Source organism: Candidatus Benthicola sp. (assembly GCF_058719085.1).
On record NZ_JBZQEK010000088.1, the window covers coordinates 25,626 to 42,892 of the forward strand.

18 protein-coding genes and 1 riboswitch are annotated in these 17,267 nt (G+C 66.4%); all 18 genes read right to left on the reverse strand.

The features are described from left to right. Nucleotides 1-9: 9 nt before the first annotated feature. The 18 genes from AC36XV_RS06665 to AC36XV_RS06750 all read right to left on the reverse strand — a co-directional run bounded on the left by AC36XV_RS06665 (nucleotide 10) and on the right by AC36XV_RS06750 (nucleotide 17,258). Nucleotides 10-1,128 (reverse strand): NHL repeat-containing protein, encoded by a 1,119-nt coding sequence (locus AC36XV_RS06665; protein ID WP_492202897.1) that lies wholly within the window; start codon nucleotides 1,126-1,128, stop codon nucleotides 10-12. Further along, a complete protein-coding gene (locus AC36XV_RS06670) occupies nucleotides 1,125-3,236 on the reverse strand; it encodes a TonB-dependent receptor plug domain-containing protein (protein WP_492202898.1) in 2,112 nt (703 codons plus the stop codon). Before AC36XV_RS06670 ends, AC36XV_RS06665 begins: the two co-directional genes overlap by 4 nt. A 29-nt stretch (nucleotides 3,237-3,265) precedes the next feature. Continuing rightward, nucleotides 3,266-4,072 carry an ABC transporter ATP-binding protein gene (locus tag AC36XV_RS06675; RefSeq protein ID WP_492202899.1) on the reverse strand — a complete coding sequence of 269 codons (807 nt, stop codon included), beginning with the start codon at nucleotides 4,070-4,072 and terminating at the stop codon, nucleotides 3,266-3,268. Continuing rightward, the gene (locus AC36XV_RS06680) at nucleotides 4,069-5,058 is read right to left on the reverse strand and encodes a FecCD family ABC transporter permease (protein WP_492202900.1); all 990 of its coding nucleotides are present in this window, start codon (nucleotides 5,056-5,058) and stop codon (nucleotides 4,069-4,071) included. Before AC36XV_RS06680 ends, AC36XV_RS06675 begins: the two co-directional genes overlap by 4 nt. Then, complete coding sequence (locus AC36XV_RS06685) at nucleotides 5,055-5,963, reverse strand: ABC transporter substrate-binding protein (protein ID WP_492202901.1); 909 nt, start codon at nucleotides 5,961-5,963, stop codon at nucleotides 5,055-5,057. The genes AC36XV_RS06680 and AC36XV_RS06685 overlap by 4 nt, the downstream gene beginning before the upstream one ends. An 82-nt stretch (nucleotides 5,964-6,045) precedes the next feature. Continuing rightward, a riboswitch (cobalamin riboswitch) is annotated at nucleotides 6,046-6,229 on the reverse strand. 45 nt (nucleotides 6,230-6,274) lie between these two features. Next, nucleotides 6,275-7,252, reverse strand: coding sequence for a hypothetical protein (locus tag AC36XV_RS06690; RefSeq protein WP_492202902.1), 978 nt, complete (start codon nucleotides 7,250-7,252; stop codon nucleotides 6,275-6,277). 13 nt (nucleotides 7,253-7,265) lie between these two features. Further along, nucleotides 7,266-7,799: a bifunctional nuclease family protein gene (locus AC36XV_RS06695; RefSeq protein ID WP_492202903.1), complete on the reverse strand. Its 534-nt coding sequence runs from the start codon at nucleotides 7,797-7,799 to the stop codon at nucleotides 7,266-7,268. Between the two features lie 32 nt (nucleotides 7,800-7,831). Next, entirely contained in the window at nucleotides 7,832-9,175 is a 1,344-nt protein-coding gene (gene ahcY / locus AC36XV_RS06700; RefSeq protein ID WP_492202904.1) for an adenosylhomocysteinase, read from the reverse strand. A gap of 42 nt (nucleotides 9,176-9,217) precedes the next feature. Continuing rightward, entirely contained in the window at nucleotides 9,218-10,381 is a 1,164-nt protein-coding gene (gene metK, locus AC36XV_RS06705) for a methionine adenosyltransferase (protein ID WP_492202905.1), read from the reverse strand. 55 nt (nucleotides 10,382-10,436) lie between these two features. Further along, nucleotides 10,437-12,206: a phosphoenolpyruvate--protein phosphotransferase gene (ptsP, locus tag AC36XV_RS06710; protein ID WP_492202906.1), complete on the reverse strand. Its 1,770-nt coding sequence runs from the start codon at nucleotides 12,204-12,206 to the stop codon at nucleotides 10,437-10,439. Nucleotide 12,207: 1 nt separating this feature from the next. Continuing rightward, nucleotides 12,208-12,537 (reverse strand): HPr family phosphocarrier protein, encoded by a 330-nt coding sequence (locus AC36XV_RS06715; protein ID WP_492202907.1) that lies wholly within the window; start codon nucleotides 12,535-12,537, stop codon nucleotides 12,208-12,210. A gap of 6 nt (nucleotides 12,538-12,543) precedes the next feature. After that, nucleotides 12,544-13,299, reverse strand: a complete 756-nt coding sequence (locus AC36XV_RS06720) for a PTS system mannose/fructose/sorbose family transporter subunit IID (protein WP_492202908.1) — start codon at nucleotides 13,297-13,299, stop codon at nucleotides 12,544-12,546. Then, nucleotides 13,296-13,997, reverse strand: a complete 702-nt coding sequence (locus tag AC36XV_RS06725) for a PTS sugar transporter subunit IIC (RefSeq protein ID WP_492202909.1) — start codon at nucleotides 13,995-13,997, stop codon at nucleotides 13,296-13,298. Before AC36XV_RS06725 ends, AC36XV_RS06720 begins: the two co-directional genes overlap by 4 nt. Continuing rightward, nucleotides 13,984-14,472 (reverse strand): PTS sugar transporter subunit IIB, encoded by a 489-nt coding sequence (locus AC36XV_RS06730; RefSeq protein WP_492202910.1) that lies wholly within the window; start codon nucleotides 14,470-14,472, stop codon nucleotides 13,984-13,986. The genes AC36XV_RS06725 and AC36XV_RS06730 overlap by 14 nt, the downstream gene beginning before the upstream one ends. Next, on the reverse strand, nucleotides 14,469-14,855 hold the full coding sequence (locus tag AC36XV_RS06735; protein WP_492202911.1) for a PTS sugar transporter subunit IIA: 387 nt from the start codon (nucleotides 14,853-14,855) through the stop codon (nucleotides 14,469-14,471). Before AC36XV_RS06735 ends, AC36XV_RS06730 begins: the two co-directional genes overlap by 4 nt. Beyond that, on the reverse strand, nucleotides 14,848-15,807 hold the full coding sequence (hprK, locus tag AC36XV_RS06740; protein ID WP_492202912.1) for an HPr(Ser) kinase/phosphatase: 960 nt from the start codon (nucleotides 15,805-15,807) through the stop codon (nucleotides 14,848-14,850). The genes AC36XV_RS06735 and hprK overlap by 8 nt, the downstream gene beginning before the upstream one ends. Next, nucleotides 15,804-16,142, reverse strand: coding sequence for a ribosome hibernation-promoting factor, HPF/YfiA family (gene hpf, locus AC36XV_RS06745; protein ID WP_492202913.1), 339 nt, complete (start codon nucleotides 16,140-16,142; stop codon nucleotides 15,804-15,806). The genes hprK and hpf overlap by 4 nt, the downstream gene beginning before the upstream one ends. Next, entirely contained in the window at nucleotides 16,143-17,258 is a 1,116-nt protein-coding gene (locus AC36XV_RS06750) for a glycosyltransferase family 4 protein (protein ID WP_492202914.1), read from the reverse strand. Nucleotides 17,259-17,267: the final 9 nt, after the last annotated feature.

Below are 17,267 nucleotides of genomic sequence, written 5' to 3' on the forward strand. Positions count from 1 at the left end.
GGCGGGCAATCAGCCCCCCGGTACCCCGGATGGCTCCACGAGCCCGATGTCGGTCGTTCCGAAGCCTCCGACGCTCTCGTCCAGGAAGGTCCCCGACCGATCGACCAGTACGAGCCGTCCCGCCTGCTCGAAGCTGAAGGTCGCACACACCAGTCGCCCGTCGCGAAGCGCCGTCGCCGTCCAACAGGGGACCCTGTCGCCCGCTCCGTCTCGCACGACGATCGGACTCTCCGGACCGCGTGAGAAGGCATCGATCGCCGGATCGAATCGGAGCACGCCGAGGGTCTCGTAGTCCTCCGTGGTCGTCACGTACACCTGCCCGTCCGCACCGAGTTCGAGGGACACGCCGTTGGCGGAAAGGGACCGGGGGGCGCTGAGCGCACCGGTGCCGATGTCCAGGCTGACGAGCGTTCCGTCGCTATTCGGAAGAAAGGTGTCCGGATCGAACGTTCCACCGCCCAGGATGATCAGCCTGCCGTCGGCTACTACCGCATCCGCCGGGTTGAGAACGGCTGCCGGAAGTTCGATCGTCCTGCCTCGCTCTCCGGATCTCGACAGCACCACGATCCGTCCTGAGCCCAACGGCAGATACGTACCGGCCTCATCGTCGAGATTCGCGTCGACCACGTAGAGGCTGTCTCCCACGGGCAGGATCCGCTCGATGAAGCGTCCGACGTCCTGCGCGATGCGCGTCGCCTCCGTTTCCCCCGGACGGACACGATACACGGCGTCGCTCGCGCGTCCCCCCACCCAGGCGGTCCCGTCGGCCTCCACGACCGGGGCCGAAGGGTTGGCCAGGTCGCCCTCGGGTTCCGGAAAGACCGTGGTCGTCACCTCACCGCGTTCCAGTTCCACGAAGAGAACCCGGCTGCCGCCGAAACTCGATACGGTCGTGACCGCATGGCGAGCATTGAGATCGAAGGCGTCGCCGTCGAAGGCGGCTCCCAGATCCACACTCCCCTCCGCGGACGAAAGGCCGCGGGCTACCGAGAATCCCTGGAGGGTCTGTCCGGTGGAGTTCAGGATGAAGAAGTCCTCGGAGCCGGAGGACGTCGGCTCCGTGGCAGAATCCGCGCAACCGGCGAGGATCCACGCCGCGAAGCTCAGCATGCGAAGGCAGCGACTCATGGATCGACCTTTCTGGCTTCCAGTCGGAGGGAAAAGCGGCGTCCGGGCTCCGGAAAGAGCTCGGTGAGCTCGTACTGTCGGTCCCAGACATTCTCGATCTTCCCGAAGAGTCCGAGCGTCAAGGGGCCGGCATCGAAGGCGTGGTGAGCGGAAACGTCCGTGATCCAGAAGCCGGGCAGCGTGCGGGTGGCCGCCAGACTCGTGGTGCGCGCGCCCGTGTAACGCAGGCTCACCCCTGCACCGACGCCCCCCCTCCAGACTCCGAGGGCCAGTTGGCCCGTGATCTCAGGCTGATAAGGAAGGGGATTCCGATTGTTGCCGAAGCCGACCCGACTCCGCTGAGCCGCTCCGGAGAAGCGCGCCCTGTAGCCCCAGCCGCCAGCCTCGCGGGTCTCGATCCCCAACCCGAGCTCGAGGCCATCGGCCCTGAGTTCGCCCAGGTTCTGTGGACTCCAGACGGCGGCCGAGCTCGGGATCCAGACGATCGGATCCCTCGTGGTCCTCGTCCAGCCAACGACCGATCCGTTTCCGATCAGCCGGCCGATCGAGACCTGGCCCGTGGCGCCGATCTCTGCGTCCAGAATGACGCGTTCCGGCAGGAGATCCGGGTTGGCCCGGACGCGGTAGGCGGACCGGAAATAGAGGTCTCCGAACGTCGGAGCCCGAAACCCCTGCCCTGCTCGTCCCCACAGGCGAACGGCGGGCGTGGGCAGCCAAGCGACCGTCCCCTCTGGACTGAAGAGGACGTTTCCACCGGACAGGTCAGCCCCGACCCCCGCATCCACCCGAAACTCGCCGGCGTCCAGGCCGGTCCCGACGGCGACGCCCGGACTGAACCGGGTGCGGGATCCATCGACCCCGTCTCCCGAAAACCTCTCCGCGGTCAGGCGCACACCCGCTTGAATCGCTGCACCCGGAAGCGGAGCGTCCCCTGAGAATCGCCATTCCTGCACCTGCTGCACGCTCGGATCGACCGAGTCCGAAGGCCGGTACGAGAGTCGCCGAGTGGCAAAGCTCGCCGAGGCACGGGTTCCTGCCTCTTCATACCCCACGGATCCGATCCACGTCCGATCTGCGGCCCTCGCGCTGTCGAACAGCCGGGTCCCGGCCCGCCCCGGGAGTCCATGCTCCGAGTCGTCGACGCGAAGGCTTCCACGGAAGGCGCCCGAGGACAGTCGGAGCGCCGCGTGTGCTCCACGTGTATCCGCGTTGATCCGGGATTCCGTCGCCTCCCCTGGTGGCAACGGGCTGCGGTAGGAGTAATCGTTGTCGGCCTGATCCACGGACAGGGTTGCCCCGAAGCGGGTTCCTCCCCGACCGCCGTCGGCCTGCAGGTCCAGCCCGAAGCCCCCGAACGACCCGAAGCGGAGTCCTCCTCCGATCCCGGTGCTTCCACCGGCAGCCCGGGAAGTGAGCAGAAGTGTGGCGGCCCCGGCCCCGGCTCCGTAGCTGCGGGACGCCGTGCCCCGCATCAGGGTGGCCGTCTGAAGGGTCGCGGTGGGGAGACCCGACAGATCGGCCGCCCCGGTAAGGGGATCGTTCAGGGGCACTCCATCCAGCAGGACCAGCACTTCCTCCGGACGGCTGCCTCGCACGGAGAGAAGTTGTCGGCCCCCGGCCCCTCGTCCCCGAAGAGAGATTCCCGGGACGTCCGAGAGCCACTCCGACAGGGTGGCATACGCGAGGGTCTGCCCCTCGAAATCCACACGATCGATCGACCGGATGGCGGCACCGCCCGCCTCTCCCGTCCCGCGAGCCACGATCGGCGGCAACTCGTAAGGATCCAGAGCCAATACGATCCTCAACGGGCGCGGGCCCGGAAGGTTCAACGTCTCCACGCGCTCCTCGTGCCCGCGCGCGCGCACGGAGACCCGGTAGCGTCCCGTGCCGGGCAGCTGCACATCCGCCGCACCGTTCATGGTCTCCACCCGGACCGCGTCGCCCTCGCTCTGCTCTCCAGCCGTGATCGGCACGAAGACCAGATGGGCCGACGATAGCCGCTCACCCGTCTCGGAGATCACTTCGACCCTCAGGTGGAATGGATCCCTCGAATCCTGGCTCCACGCGATGTCGGCCGTTCCCAGGACGAGAGCTCCCACCGCTGTCACGAGGCCCGTGCCGCTCCGGCAACGCATCCTCATGGTGAGAGCGGCCCATTCTCGCGAGGCAATCCTGTGGGTACGGCGTGGAGGCCGAGGTCACCGAGATCCACGACCTCGACCGGCCAGCCAAACGCCCGCTCCAGGAGTGTTGGCACGAGAACCCGCCGACCCGGCCCCTGCGCCAGGATCGCCCCATGGGACATGAGGACCATCCGATCGGAGTACCGCGCCGCTATGCTCAGGTGATGCGTGACGCATACGACCGTAAGTGTCTTTTGGGTAATGAATTGCTGGAGCAATTCCATGAAGCGGGATTCATGTCCGAGGTCCAGATGCGCCGTGGGCTCGTCGAGCAGGAGCAGGACGGGCTCCTGGGCAAGGGCCCGGGCGAGCCGCGCCCGCTGCAGCTCCCCACCCGACAGAGCCCCTGCATCGCGGTCTGCCAGCCCCTCCAGGTCCACGGCGCCGAGGCAGCGGTCGACGACCTTCTCGTCCTCGGACCCCAGCGGCGCCCACGGTTTCACGTAGGGGTTCCGGCCCAGACGCACGAGGTCCCGAACCGTGATGCCCTCGACGAGCTCAGGCGACTGAGATACGACTGCCAGGCTGCGCGCCAGCTCACGCCGCTTCCATGAGGACGGGCTTCGACCGAGGATCCGAACGCTTCCTGAGTCGGGACGGATCAGCCCCGTCAGGATCTTCAGCAAGGTGCTCTTCCCCGCTCCGTTGGGTCCCACGATGGCGACCTGTTCTCCGGCCTCGACCGCGAGGTCGATCCCCGTCAGGGCCGGTCCCGTCGATCCGGGATACGCGTACGAGGCCTCCATGATCTCACAGATCACGTGCGAGCCGCCCTTCTCAGAAGAACCAGGAAGAGCGGCACTCCCAGGAATGCCGTGACGACACCAATCGGGATTTCCATCGGTGACGCCGCCCTTCTCGCGATGGCATCGGCGAGAACGAGAGCGCCGGCTCCGACCACGAACGACAACGGGGTCAGCGCTCGATGCAGCCGAATCCCGAGGAGTCGGACGGCGTGCGGAACGACCAGGCCTACGAAGCCGATGACGCCGGCGACGGAAACGGCAGCCGCAGCGAGAAGAGACGCCACCACGAAGGCCAGCCGCTTCAGTCTCTCCGCATCCGTCCCCAGGTATGCGGCGGACTCCTCCCCGAGAGAGAGCGCATCGAGATGCCGGCTCAGTCCGAAGACCAGGGCCACGGCCGGTGCGGCATACAGGAGTAGCGCCGCGATCATGCCCCACGAGGCTCCGGACAGGCTTCCGAGGGTCCAGAAGAAAGCCGACCGAAGGGTCTCAGCCTCGGCGAAGGTGAGGATGAGCAGCACGCAGGCACTCAGAAAGGCGCTGACCACGACCCCGGCGAGCAGCAGCACACGCGTGTCCAGGCGTCCGCCCACCCGTGCCACCTCGAACACGACGAAGATCGCGACGAGAGATCCCGCCAGCGCCGCTACGGGAAGCGCGAAGTACGACGCTGCGGGAAGCCCAAGCGCCAGCGCGCTGACCGCGCCGACCGCGGCTCCGGAAGAGACACCGAGAAGATATGGCTCGGCCAGCGGGTTCCTGAGCAGCGCCTGGAAGACGACGCCCGACACGGCCAACATCCCTCCCACGAGCGCCCCCGTGACGACCCGAGGCAGGCGCACGCGCCAGAGAATCACCGAAGCGGGTCCGTCGCTTCCGGTCAGTGCCTCTCGCCACGCCTCCAGAGTCAGGTCCGCGGCTCCCGTGGCCAGCCCGATGACCAGCGCACCGAGCGTCAGCGCCACGAGCGCGGCTCCGAGCCCTGCGCGGCCCTTCTTCATCGCGGACGGAGCTCGGGGTGCAGTACCCGCGCCAGGGCCCACGCGGCTTCGCCTACGCGTGGGCCGAGGCGGTGCACCAGATCGCCCGGAACGCGAAGAATCGCCCCCGACTTCACCGCACGCAGATGCTCCCAACCCGGACGGGCCTCGGGCTGGGGCAAGGGTGCCTCCACCCCCTCCTCCACCGGCCGGATCACCACGTCCGGATCCCGCGCCACGATGGCTTCGAGGCTCACGCGCGGAGCGGGAACCTCGAGGTCGTGGAATATGTTCGTTCCCCCCGCGATGGAAATCAGCGAGTCTAGATAGCTCCCCGCCCCGATCGTGAACGCGGGCGGGTAGCCCAGGTCGTAGTAGACCCGTGGCCGCCTCCGTCCCTGCACCGCGACGCGGACCGCTTCGAGCTCCGATTCGATGCGGGACCACATTCGCTCGGCGTCCTGCTCCCGACCGACCAGACGACCGAGGCGGTGTACGTTGGCTTCCAGGTCACCGAGCGTGTTGAACCGAACGACCAGATTCGGAACGCCCAGATCCGAAAGCTCACGGACGGCCGCGGCGTTGTCCGATCCTCCGACGAGGATGACGAGATCCGGATCACGGAGAAGCACCGCCTCCATCGACGGGCGGATGGCGTCTCCGACGCTTGGAACGTCGACCACATCGGGGGGCTGGTCATCGAATCGCGATCGACCGACCACGCGCCCGCCCTCGTCGAGTTCGAACAGGATCTCGGTCGCGACGGGAACCAGCGATACGATTCGCCTCGGATAGGCGGGCAGGATGATGATGCGGTCTGCGTCATCGACGAGACGCACCGGCTCCTGGGCCGGAACCTCTCGGACCGGGGCCAGAAGAACGGCGGCTGCACAGCCGATCCCTGCGAGAAGGCACCCGTACGACAAGAAACCCGTCCTTTCATCGAAAGGCCGGGCATGACCGAGTTCCCACATGCGTGGCTCGCCCACACCCTTCCCGCGAAGAGTGAGTCCTGGGCAAGAACGGGCCACGTCTCCTGGCTCGAGGCTCTGTCGCTACCTTCCCGGACGAATCCAGTGGCAACGCCGCGACAGCATGCATCCGAAGAACGACCGGACCCTATGCCTCTCACAGTGGCGGGGCCGCGTCGGACTCTCACCGACTTCCGTGCGCCCGTTCCTGTTCAACGATTGTCCCGGTGAGTGTATCGGCGCCGGTCCCGCCGCAGCAAGGGGGGCTATCCCCGGTGAGAAGATCGACGGGAGGACAGGAAGGCGAGCCCCGCGAGCAGCATGGAAGCCGCCAGCCACAGCCAGGCGGATCTTCTGCCCGGCTGTCTCCAGGTGATCTGGACGACCACGTCGAGGCCCTCCGATAACCCGGCAGCCGAGAAGCGACGTACCGCCCCTCCGGAATCCCCGCCGGTCTTCACCTCCTCCAGGCCGGACACATCCAGATCCATGCCGGGAGCGGCTGCGACCAGAAGTTCGAGGCGGTCCGTGGCGTCCCGCAGCCGGAGTCGGAAATCGTCGCCCGCGATCACGTACTGAAGCACCAGGCGAATGCCGCCCGGCGGAAGCGGTCCCGAGTACCCTGCGGAGCCATCCGCCAGGACCACATCTTCGGGGGGTACGCCTCCCCGGGCGGGAATCACGGCGTGAGCGCCTTCCGCCAGGCCGACAGCCCAAACGGCCATCGAGTCCGTGGCGGGCACGAGCGTGCGTTCGGTGCGCCCCTCCACGTCGATGATCTCTTCGACCTGCATCCCACCCATGGCCGGGGTAAGAACGAGATGCCGCAACGAGACCGTCAGGTCCCGCACGGGCTCTCGCACGACCGTCGTGTCGAACACCAGCACCCGGTAGTCCTCGATCGTGTCTCCTGCCGCGCCGTGGATCGGGTCTCCCCAGTAGAGAATGCCGGCATAGCGTGCCCCGACGAGGTAGACGGGCCCGGGCACTTCCGATGCCTCGAGATCGAAGGTGAATCCACCGGCAACATCGCTCTCGGTGGAGTCGACCAGGGCGCCCGATTCCTCCGTCACCCGATGGAGCTCGAGCCGCACCCCGGCCGCGGGAATCGAATTACCGAGAAGAACGGATCCTTCGATCGCGGACTGCGCGGGCAGTGAAGCCGGTCCGGGGCAGGCCACGGCCACGGCGAGAGAGGCGAGCCCGACCCTCCCGGGACCTGCACATAGCCGGGACGGAATCACGGCGTGACCTCGCTCACGGCATGAACCGGCCGAAGTCCTCGGGATCGAGACGTTTGAGGTAGTCCCGCAGCGCTTCGGGCGGCTCGGGCTCCTCGTTCGACCCGGATCCGAGCGCGGTCTCTGCCAGTCCGGCATCGAGCGTCGCTCCGTCGATCTCCACCGTCGTCCGGTCGAGCAGATCCGAGTCCGCAAAGATCGGAGCGGCAGCCCGAAGCGCGAGTGCGACGCTGTCGCTGGGTCGGGAGTCGATCGTGATCGTTTCGCCGTTTCGCTGCAACAGGAGCGAGGCGTAATAGGTGTTGTCGACGACCCGCGTGATGATCACCCGGCGGAGCTCGCTGCCGAGGCTACGAACCACCGTGTTCAGGAGATCATGCGTGAGTGGCCGGGAGAACTTGATCCCGGCCAGCTCCATGGCGATCGCGCTGGCCTCGCCGGGACCGATCCAGATCGGCAGGATTCGATCTCCGCCCACTTCCCTCAGGATGACCACCGGCGTGTTCGAAGCCTTGTCCAGGCCGAGACTCGCTACCTCTAGCTCGATCAATCGGGTTCCCCTTCACGCGAGAGCACGGTGGCTCAGGTACCGAGATCCCAGGAGGAGAGGTAACGTTGCTGCTCCTCCGTCAGTGTGTCGATCTCGACGCCCATCGCCGCCAGCTTCAGCCGGGCGATCTCCCGGTCCATCTCGGCAGGCACCCGGTGCACCTGATGGTCGAGGTCCCGTCCCGCTTCGCTCAACAGGTACTCCGCCGCGAGTGCCTGGTTCGCGAAGGACATGTCCATCACGGAGGCGGGATGGCCTTCGGCTGCCGCGAGGTTGATCAGACGTCCCTCGGAGAGGAGAACGATTCCCTTCCCGTCCACCTCGTACTCCACCACCTCGGGTCGGAGCTCCCTCGGGTCGGATGGTGACACCGCGTGCAATCGGCGAACATCGATTTCCACGTCGAAGTGCCCGGAGTTCGCCACGATCGCGCCGTCCTTCATGGTCCGGAAGTGCTCTTCGCGGATCACACTGGTGTTGCCGGTAAGGGTCAGGAACAGGTCTCCCCGCGGAGCCGCCTCCGCCATCGGTGCCACCTCGAAGCCGTCCATGGCCGCCTCCAGAGCGGCCACCGGGTCGACCTCGGTGACGATCACCCTCGCACCCGCGCCACGGGCCCGCATCGCCACGCCCCGGCCACACCAGCCATAGCCGGCGATCACCACCGTGGAGCCTGCGAGGAGCATGTTGGTCGCCCTGAGCACTCCGTCCAGCGTCGACTGTCCGGTACCGTACCGATTGTCGAACAGGTGCTTGGTCAGGCTGTCGTTGACCGCGATCACCGGAAACTTGAGCACGCCATCCGCCGCCATGGCGCGGAGACGGATGATGCCGGTGGTCGTTTCCTCCGTCGAGCCCATCACTCCCGACACGATTTCATGGCGCGCGTCGTCGCCGAGACCCGATACCCACGTCCGGAGCGTCGGGGCGAGATCGTCGAGGCGATCCAGGGCGATCATGTGCAGCGAACCGACCAGGTCGGCGCCGTCGTCCATCGTGACCTGGGGACGATGGGCCAGCGCGGCCCGGATATGGTCGTAGTACCGGTCGTTGTCTTCCCCACGGACGGCGAACACCGAGATGCCGCACTCCTCCACCAGATAGGCGGCTACATCGTCCTGCGTGGAGAGCGGGTTCGATGCGCACAGGACCACGTCTGCGCCCCCAGCCTGGAGAGTTCGCATCAGGTTCGCCGTCTCGGTGGTCACGTGCAGACAGGCCGATACCCTGACTCCCTCCAGCGGTCGCTCGGCTTCGAATCGGTCTCGGATCTGCGCGAGGACCTGCATGGTCCGCCCGGCCCACTCCACTCGCCTTCGCCCGCTGGAGGCGAGGTCCGGGTTGGCGATGTCGCAAGGAATCGTATGACTCGACATATGAAATCTCTCCGTCCTCGGTATCCTGTGGGGACCCCCGGCTCAGACGCCGGCGGCCGTACGCAGCGCGTCCCCGCGATTGAGACGCTCCCAGCTGAAGCCCCCATCGGCCTCCGGTTCGCGCCCGAAGTGCCCGTAGGAGGCTGTTCTCCGGAATATCGGCTTTCGCAAATCGAGCGCCTGAATGATCGCTCGCGGCCGCAAGTCGAACACTTCTCTTACCGCTGCCTCGAGACGCGTATCGGACACCACCCCGGTTCCGAACGAGTTCACCATCACGGAGACCGGCTCTTCGATCCCGATCGCGTAGGCGATCTGGATCTCCGCCTCCCGTGCCAGGCCTCCCCCGACGAGGTTCTTCGCCACCCAACGGGCCGCATAGCTCGCCGACCGATCCACTTTCGAAGGGTCCTTTCCACTGAACGCGCCCCCTCCGTGGCTTCCGACACCGCCGTACGTGTCGACGATGATCTTTCGCCCGGTGAGTCCGGCATCTCCCTGGGGACCCCCGATCACGAACCGTCCGGTCGGGTTGATGTGGTGGTCCGTAGCAGCGGGATCGTACATCTCCGGCGGCATCACCGGACGCACCACGTGTTCCCGGATTCCGGCATCTACGTCGGAGGACGATACGCCCGGGTCGTGCTGAGCCGATACGACCACGGTGCGCACACGCTCCGGGCCCTCCTCCCCATACTCCACCGTCACCTGCGCCTTGCCGTCGGGACGCAGCCAGGGAAGCGTGCCGTCGCGGCGAACCTCGGCCAGGCGTCGGGTCAGCGCGTGGGCCAGCGATACCGGGAGCGGCAGCATGGCCTCTGTCTCGGCGCAGGCGTAGCCGAACATCATTCCCTGGTCTCCTGCGCCTCCCCGGTCTACGCCCTGGCCGATGTCCGGGGACTGCTCTCCCAGAGACACCAGAACGGCGCAAGACCGATAGCTGAACCCGTAGTCCTCCCGATCGTACCCGATGTCCCGAACGGTTTCCCGGGCCACGTCTGCATAGCGAATCGGAGCATCCGTGGTGATCTCTCCCGCCAGCACGACCAGTCCCGTTGAAACGAGGGTCTCGCAGGCGACCCTCGCCTCCGGGTCCTCCTGCAGCACGGCATCGAGCACGGCATCCGAGATCTGATCCGCGACCTTGTCCGGATGCCCCTCGGTGACCGATTCGGATGTAAACAGGTGATGATTGTCGGGAACCACTGGATCTCTACTCCTCTCGCGTTCCTGCAACGAACCGCGAGAAGCTACCCGCGGCCTATTCCTTTGACAACTCGATCGCGGACGTGTCGGGAAGCGCCCCGACCTCCGCCAGGTGTCGGGTGATCGCCTGCCGGATCTCGTCGCCGCTCTCCACCCGATTGAGCCGCTTCATCAGCTTCGCGAGGTCGCGGGCCGATACGTTACGAATGAGCTCCCTGATCTCGGGAAGACCACGAACGGCCACGCTGAACTTCCTGTATCCGAGGCCGAGAAGCGCCGCCACGCCGATCGGGTCGCCCGCGAGCTCCCCGCAAACGCTGAGATCGAGCTCGTGCCTGGCGGCTTCCTTGACGGTCCTTCGATACATCCGGATCAGGGCCGGGTGGAGCGGATCGTACAGCTTCCCGAGCCTGGCGTTTCCACGATCCGCTGCGAGCACGTACTGGGTGAGGTCGTTGGTACCGAGGCTCACGAAGTCGACGTATGGCGCGAACAGGTCCAGGGTCTCGACAGCGGCGGGGGTCTCGACCATCACTCCGAGCGGAGTCCGGCTCCGCCCGCCCGGGAGTCCGAGAGCCGAGTAGACCTCCGTGAGCATGTCTCTCGACCGCTGCAGCTCCTCCACGGTGGCGACGAAGGGAATCATGATTCGGAGGTTGCCATGTTCCCCTGCCCGAGCAGCCGCCATGAGCTGGTTTCGAAACAGCTCGGGAAGATCCAGACAGATGCGGATCGCCCTCCAACCGAGATATGGGTTGTCCTCCGGCGGCAGCTTCAGGAAGAGCGGGAACTTGTCCCCTCCGATGTCGAATGTGCGCAGGGTGACTTCTCGGTCGGGAAAAGACTCCAGAACCGCCCTGTAGGCCTCGTACTGCTCCTCCTCCGCCGGGATCTCCCGACGGCCGATAGCGAGGAATTCCGAGCGGAAGAGGCCAATCCCATCCGCTCCCAGCTCCACCGCTTCCTCCGACTCATGCGGAAGATCGAGGTTGGCCTGCACCAGGACGTGGACCCCATCCACGGTCTCCGTCGGACGACTGGCGAGACCCTGCAGCCTCTCCAGCCGCCGGGTGGACTGGAGGACGGCGCGCTGGAATCCCTCGATCTCGCCGGCACTCGGGTTGACGCGAATCTCTCCAGAACGGCCGTCCACCAGCAGCCGATCCGAGTCTTCGACGGTTTGCAGGGAGGTGCCGACGGCGACCACGACGGGGATGCCGAGCGCCCGGGCCAGAATCACTCCGTGGGCCCCCCGGGAGCCGCCCGAGAGTACCACACCCAGCACCTGCCGGGGATCGAGGCGAGCCGCCATGCTCGGCGGGAGCTCAGATCCTACCAGAATGGCCGGGGCGGTCGCCTCGCTCACCACGTCACCCGGGTCCGGCCGCTCGAGCAGGTGGGAGAGTACCCTGACCCGAACGTCGTGGAGATCCGCCAGACGGTCGACCAGCATCGCGTGCGCCGATTCCTGCATTCGGACGCGCATCTCCAGAAGATGCCACTCGAACGCCCGCTCGGCGCACACGAAGTTGTCACGGATGTACCGGATCGTGCCCTCTATGAGATCCGGGTCTTCGATCATCATGGCCTGTGACTCGAACACCTTGCCCTCGAACGACCCGATGCGCCGGGTCGTCTCCGCCTGAAGCCGGGTGACGTGCTCGAGCGCGTGGGCCCTCGCCTCGTTGAGGCGCGCGATCTCAGCCTCGACCTCTTCGGGCCCGATCGTGCGGTGGGGCACCAACGGAATGTCCCAGTCGATCCACCGCGCGGGTCCGAGTGCGCGGCCACGAGAGGCTCCCATTCCCTCCAGAAGGCGTGACATTTCAGGCCTCGACCTCGTAATCCGATTCGGACTCGCCGAAGCCGTTACCCACCAGCTCGACGAGAGCCCGAACGGCACCTTCGGCATCCGCTCCAGTGGCCCGGATTCGAAGACTGGCTCCACACTCGGCCGCCAGCATCATCACCCCCATTATGCTCTTCCCGTTGACCTCCAGCCCGTCCTTCTCGACCATGACGGTCGACGTGAAACGGGAGGAACACTTGACGAACTCCGCCGCCGGTCGGGCATGGAGACCGTACTTGTTCTGAATCGTGACGGTCCTCTCCGCCACGACTTCCGCTCCCTTTCCGTTCTGCCTTTCCTCAGTCATGGACCCTCAACCTAGCAGACCTCCCAGCAGCCATATCAAGGGCGCCAGGAGCAACAGCGCTGCCGCGAGCTTCCCTCCGCGACGTGGAAAGCGGAATGCCAGCAGGCCGACGGCGCACCCGAAGGCAAGTACGGCAGCACCGGACGGAGCCGCGGCCGGTTCCGAGAGAACCCGTGCGCCGACGAGAACCGCTACGCAGCCCGTGAGGACGAGATTGACGGGCCAGAGCCGCTCGCCCCACCGCTCCAGCCACGAAGCCTTCAGGAGGCGTCCCACCTGGAGCCCGGCCTGCCACCCCACCGCATAACCCCAGGCGCGGACGGCGACGTGGCCCGCGTTGTACAGGCCGAGAAACACCAGGAGGCTCCAACCGGGCGAAGCGCCGAGCAGGTAGACGAGGATGGCCGTGAGCAGGCATATCGGTCTCCACTGTCCCCAGATGGCTCGATCTCCCACGGTCCCGAGCGGTCCCCGGAGCGCCTTGCGGAATCGGTCGATCGTCTCCTCTTCGACCCGGTCCTCTTCGAGGCGAGCCAACGCACCGACCGCCATGGGGCAAAGATACGGATGGCCGTTGAAAGGCTGCATTCCTCTCTGGACGGCTTCTCGCAACTGCACCGGATCTCCGGCATAGACTCTCCGCAGCAGGGGCAGCATCGCATAGGCGATTCCCGTGCCGACGAGTGTGGAGTAGTTCCACGATCCCTGAACGGCGAACGTTCTGGCCCAGGCCGCCAGATGATCCGCTCGCAGAGGCCTCATCCCGTCACCCCTAGGATCAGAAGACCCAGAGCCGCCCCGAAGAGAAGCAGGGGCCAGCCCCGGATGCCGAACGCCGCCGTTCGTCCCCCCGCCCCGGCGGAAGCGGCCACACCGAGCGCGAGCGCTCCGGCGGCCCAGGGGCCGAGCCTCGAGACCGAGGAACCGGCAGCCAGAGCCGTCAGCAGCATCGCCGGCACCAGGAACGCCGCTACGAGTACGGAACCCCTCAAACCGTCCAGCCAGATCGCGATGCGGTGCCGCTGCTCCAGCACCGTGGGATCCGCAGCGAGATGTTCCGCTGGACTCGTGATCCGCTCGTTCAGTCGCCTGCGGACGTGCACCGTGACGCTCCCGATCCAACCGAGAGCCCAGCCGAGGCCAAGGGCCACGAGAAGGGCCCCGAAGGCCGTGCCACCGGTGGCCGCGAACGCGGCGCCGGACACCAGTCCCGCCGGTCCGGTGTCCGGGTACCTCGCGGCCCCGAACGGTGGGTGTCGCAGCGAGTACAGCTCGAGGATCAAACCGACGATGATCCCCGCAGCGGGGTTGCCGAGGAGCCACCCTCCGATCGTCGCCGAGACCAGTGGCCTCGAGACCATCACCTGTGGCCAGGACACGGAGTCCATCCCCACCAGGCCTCCGGCGAGCACCGCGAGGATCCAGGTTCCCGGGCCCAGCTGAAGCTCACTCCACGACATCGGCCAACTCCCGGAGTGGGACCTCTCGGCCGGTCGGAAGATCACGGGCCGTCACGCCGAGCGATGACTCGTGAATCAGCTTCAGGTCCTCCACTTCCTCCGGACTCAGATGCACGTATCGCAGGGCCCTGGAACGGCCGGCAGATGCATGTAGACCGCCGAGGTTCACTCTACGCCCGGCGAGCCGGCCTGCGCCCGCGAGCGCCTTCATCTCCGCCGTCCCACGGGTCAACAGGGCGCCCCGCCCGTCGCGCTCGTCGAGATCGCTGAAGCGCTCGATCGCCTCCTTCACGGACACGAAGTCGGCCGGGGTTCCATCGGCCAGACCGGCGCTGTAGATGTCCTGCTCCCATTCACTCTCAGCCAGGTCATCATCGACGACGACGTAGTAGTCGATCCCCAGGCGCATCCCCCACCCCACGATCACCTGTCCGTGGAGCAGCCGCTCGTCGATTCGAAACAGGACCAGGGTCACGAACCCGACTCGACCTGGGCCGTCACACCCAGGCGCCCCTTATCCGCGACCCTCCGCGCGAGGTCCGGGGCCTCCATGTCGAGATGGAAGACGAAATCGAGCAGTATCGGCAGATTCACTCCCGATACGATCGGAATCCCGCGAGTCCTGGCGCACACGTATCGCGCGGCGTGCGCGCAGCTCCCACTCGCCAGGTCCACGAAGAGAAGTGCCGGACCGGATCCCACCGCATCGGCGATCTTCGTCGAGAGGGTCTCCGGCGAGCAGCCTTCGTTGCTGATCGGGACCAGCGCTCCGGTGACCCCCGAAATCGCCTCCGCGGTCTCTACCAGGCAACGGGCCAGATTCCCGTGGGCGACCACGACCCCACGGAGACTACTCATAGTCCTCCTCGAGATAGTCCTTCACAGGGCGCATGCGGAGGCGCAGGTTCTGCTCGAACATCCGTGCGCTGTCGACCCCGGAGTAGCGCAGGAGATGGTTCATGGCCACCACCTCGCTGATCACGGTGATGTTCTTGCCGGGGTTGAGCGGCACCACGACCCTGGGAATGTGCGTATCGAGAATCTCGGTGGTCTCCCTGTCCAGTCCGGTACGATCGTAACTGGCTCCCTCTCTCCAGTGCTCCAGTTGGACGACGACCTCGATGCGCTTCTGCTGGCGCACGGCACGGACGCCAAACAGGGCCCGGACATCGATGATCCCGATGCCCCGGATTTCCATGTGATGCTGCTGGTGCTCATGGGCCTGTCCGATGAGCACGTCGAAGCCACGGCGGCGCACCACGACCACATCGTCCGCCACCAGTCTATGCCCCCGTTCGACGAGATCCAGAACGCATTCGCTCTTGCCGATTCCGCTCGCTCCCACGAACAGGAGCCCCACCCCGTACACGTCCGCGAGGGACCCGTGAATGGCCGTCGCCGGGGCGAACTCGCCTTCCAGAAAAGGCTTGATTCGACGGTAAAACTCACCCGTCTTCAGCCCCGACCTTAGAACCGGGATCGACCTTTCTTCGGCGAGGCTGACCAGCTCTTCTGGCGGCTCCAGACCTTTCGTCACGAAGACGACCGGAATCTCGGGTCCGAGGAACTCGTCCAGCACGGTCCGTCGTCGATCAGGATCCATCGAGTGGAGGTACATGACCTCCGTCTCGCCGATCACCTGAATGCGCCGGCTCGGGAAGCGGTCCGTGAAGCCCGCCAGCACGAGTCCGGGACTGGATATGTCGGCGCTCGTGATCTCACGCGTGAGACCTTTCTCACCCGCCGCGAGCACGAGGTCGAGGCTCTCCCGCCTCCGTTCAAGAAGGTCCGACACGTGGAGGATGCTCACGACTCGGCGTTCTCCGCGGCTCCGACGCGGTGCTGAGGGGGCGCCTTGTGCTCCCGCCCCTTCTCGCGTCTCGCCTTCAGCTGACGGGACAGCTTCTCGTACAGCCGGTCGACCGCCGTCCTGAAATCCTCGGCCTCGGCGCCCGCGTGCACGGCGGCGCCCCGTTTCGGTATGGCGTTCGCCTCGACGAGGCAGCGCTTCTTCTCCTCAGAAAGGGTCACCTCGATTCGAGAGATGGTGCCCGCAAAACGATCGAGACGACGGAGCCGCTCGTCGATGAGCGCTCTCAACTGATCGTTGAGCTCGACGTGCCTTCCGGAGATGATGATCTGCATTCAGTGCCTCCTCCATGCTATGACGGTCTTGTGCAAGATATCCTCCATCTGGTCTGCGGTCGCCTCCCAGGTGAAGCGACCGGCATGGGCCACGGCTGCGCTCGCCATCCGGGAGCGAACCCGATCATCCCCGATGAGCGCACGCAGAGCCCGGGCCCAGGCGTCGGTGTCGTCGTGCGGGACGAGGAGCCCCGTGGCCCCGTCTCGAACCGACTCTCTCAGGCCCGGAGAATCACTCGCCACACTGGGCGTCCCGCACGCGGCCGCTTCGACGTTCGTGATGCCCCAGCCCTCCTTCGGCGACGGGTAAGCGTTCAGCCATGCCGTCTGAAGCAGCGTGACTTTTCGCTCCTCCGATACGTACCCCGTGAAGCGAACTCGGTCCTCCAGATCCAGGTTCGAGGCCACGGAACGGAGTCGCTCTTCGTCGTCTCCCTGGCCGACGATCATGAAGGTCACGTCCAGGCCCTGCTCACGAAGCGCCGCCACGGCCCGGATGACGATGTCGACGCCCTTGTACCTGCGAAGGCGCCCGACGTACACGATGAGAGGCTCCCTGGACTCCGCTTCGCCCGGTCGGAAGACGGAGTGATCGATCCCCGGATAGCTCACGTGGAGGCGGTCGGGCGCGAAGCCCCTGGCGACCAGATCGGCAGCGGTGCTCTCCGAGATGACGAGGAACTCAAGGTCCCGATATGCGGACGGCATCAGAAGCTCCGAGGCCCATACCGCGGAGGCCACCGGAAGACTCGCCTGGCGAAACGCCGTGGTGCCGAACAGATGCGGAACCAGTCCGACGACCGGCAAACCGCTCCACACGGGAGTGAACAGTGGAAGCTTGTTGATGTCTTCGACCACGACATCGAAACCGCCCTCGGCCGCGAGAGCTCTGTACCTGCGCACCACGTGGACCGGAAAGCTGTGGCGGTTGCCACAGCGCACCACTCGGATTCCGTCCACTTCCTCCTCCGGAGCGCCGTCATCCCAGCCGGAGACGAGCAGGGACACCGCATGCCCTCTCTGCGCGAGGCGTGAGAAGATCTCGTGCAGGTGTACCTCGGCCCCTCCCGCGTTCGGGTTCAGGCGGTCCTGCCAGTTCACTACGAGGATGCGCACCGATCGACC

What these genes read in the sequence shown, in the direction of transcription:
- AC36XV_RS06680 (WP_492202900.1), bottom strand. Translation starts at nt 5,058, where the DNA reads ATGAAGAAGGGCCGCGCAGGGCTCGGAGCCGCGCTCGTGGCGCTGACG.
- AC36XV_RS06735 (WP_492202911.1), bottom strand. Translation starts at nt 14,855, where the DNA reads ATGAGTAGTCTCCGTGGGGTCGTGGTCGCCCACGGGAATCTGGCCCGT.
- ptsP (WP_492202906.1), bottom strand. Translation starts at nt 12,206, where the DNA reads ATGTCACGCCTTCTGGAGGGAATGGGAGCCTCTCGTGGCCGCGCACTC.
- AC36XV_RS06720 (WP_492202908.1), bottom strand. Translation starts at nt 13,299, where the DNA reads ATGAGGCCTCTGCGAGCGGATCATCTGGCGGCCTGGGCCAGAACGTTC.
- AC36XV_RS06665 (WP_492202897.1), bottom strand. Translation starts at nt 1,128, where the DNA reads ATGAGTCGCTGCCTTCGCATGCTGAGCTTCGCGGCGTGGATCCTCGCC.
- ahcY (WP_492202904.1), bottom strand. Translation starts at nt 9,175, where the DNA reads ATGTCGAGTCATACGATTCCTTGCGACATCGCCAACCCGGACCTCGCC.
- hpf (WP_492202913.1), bottom strand. Translation starts at nt 16,142, where the DNA reads ATGCAGATCATCATCTCCGGAAGGCACGTCGAGCTCAACGATCAGTTG.
- AC36XV_RS06715 (WP_492202907.1), bottom strand. Translation starts at nt 12,537, where the DNA reads ATGACTGAGGAAAGGCAGAACGGAAAGGGAGCGGAAGTCGTGGCGGAG.
- AC36XV_RS06725 (WP_492202909.1), bottom strand. Translation starts at nt 13,997, where the DNA reads ATGTCGTGGAGTGAGCTTCAGCTGGGCCCGGGAACCTGGATCCTCGCG.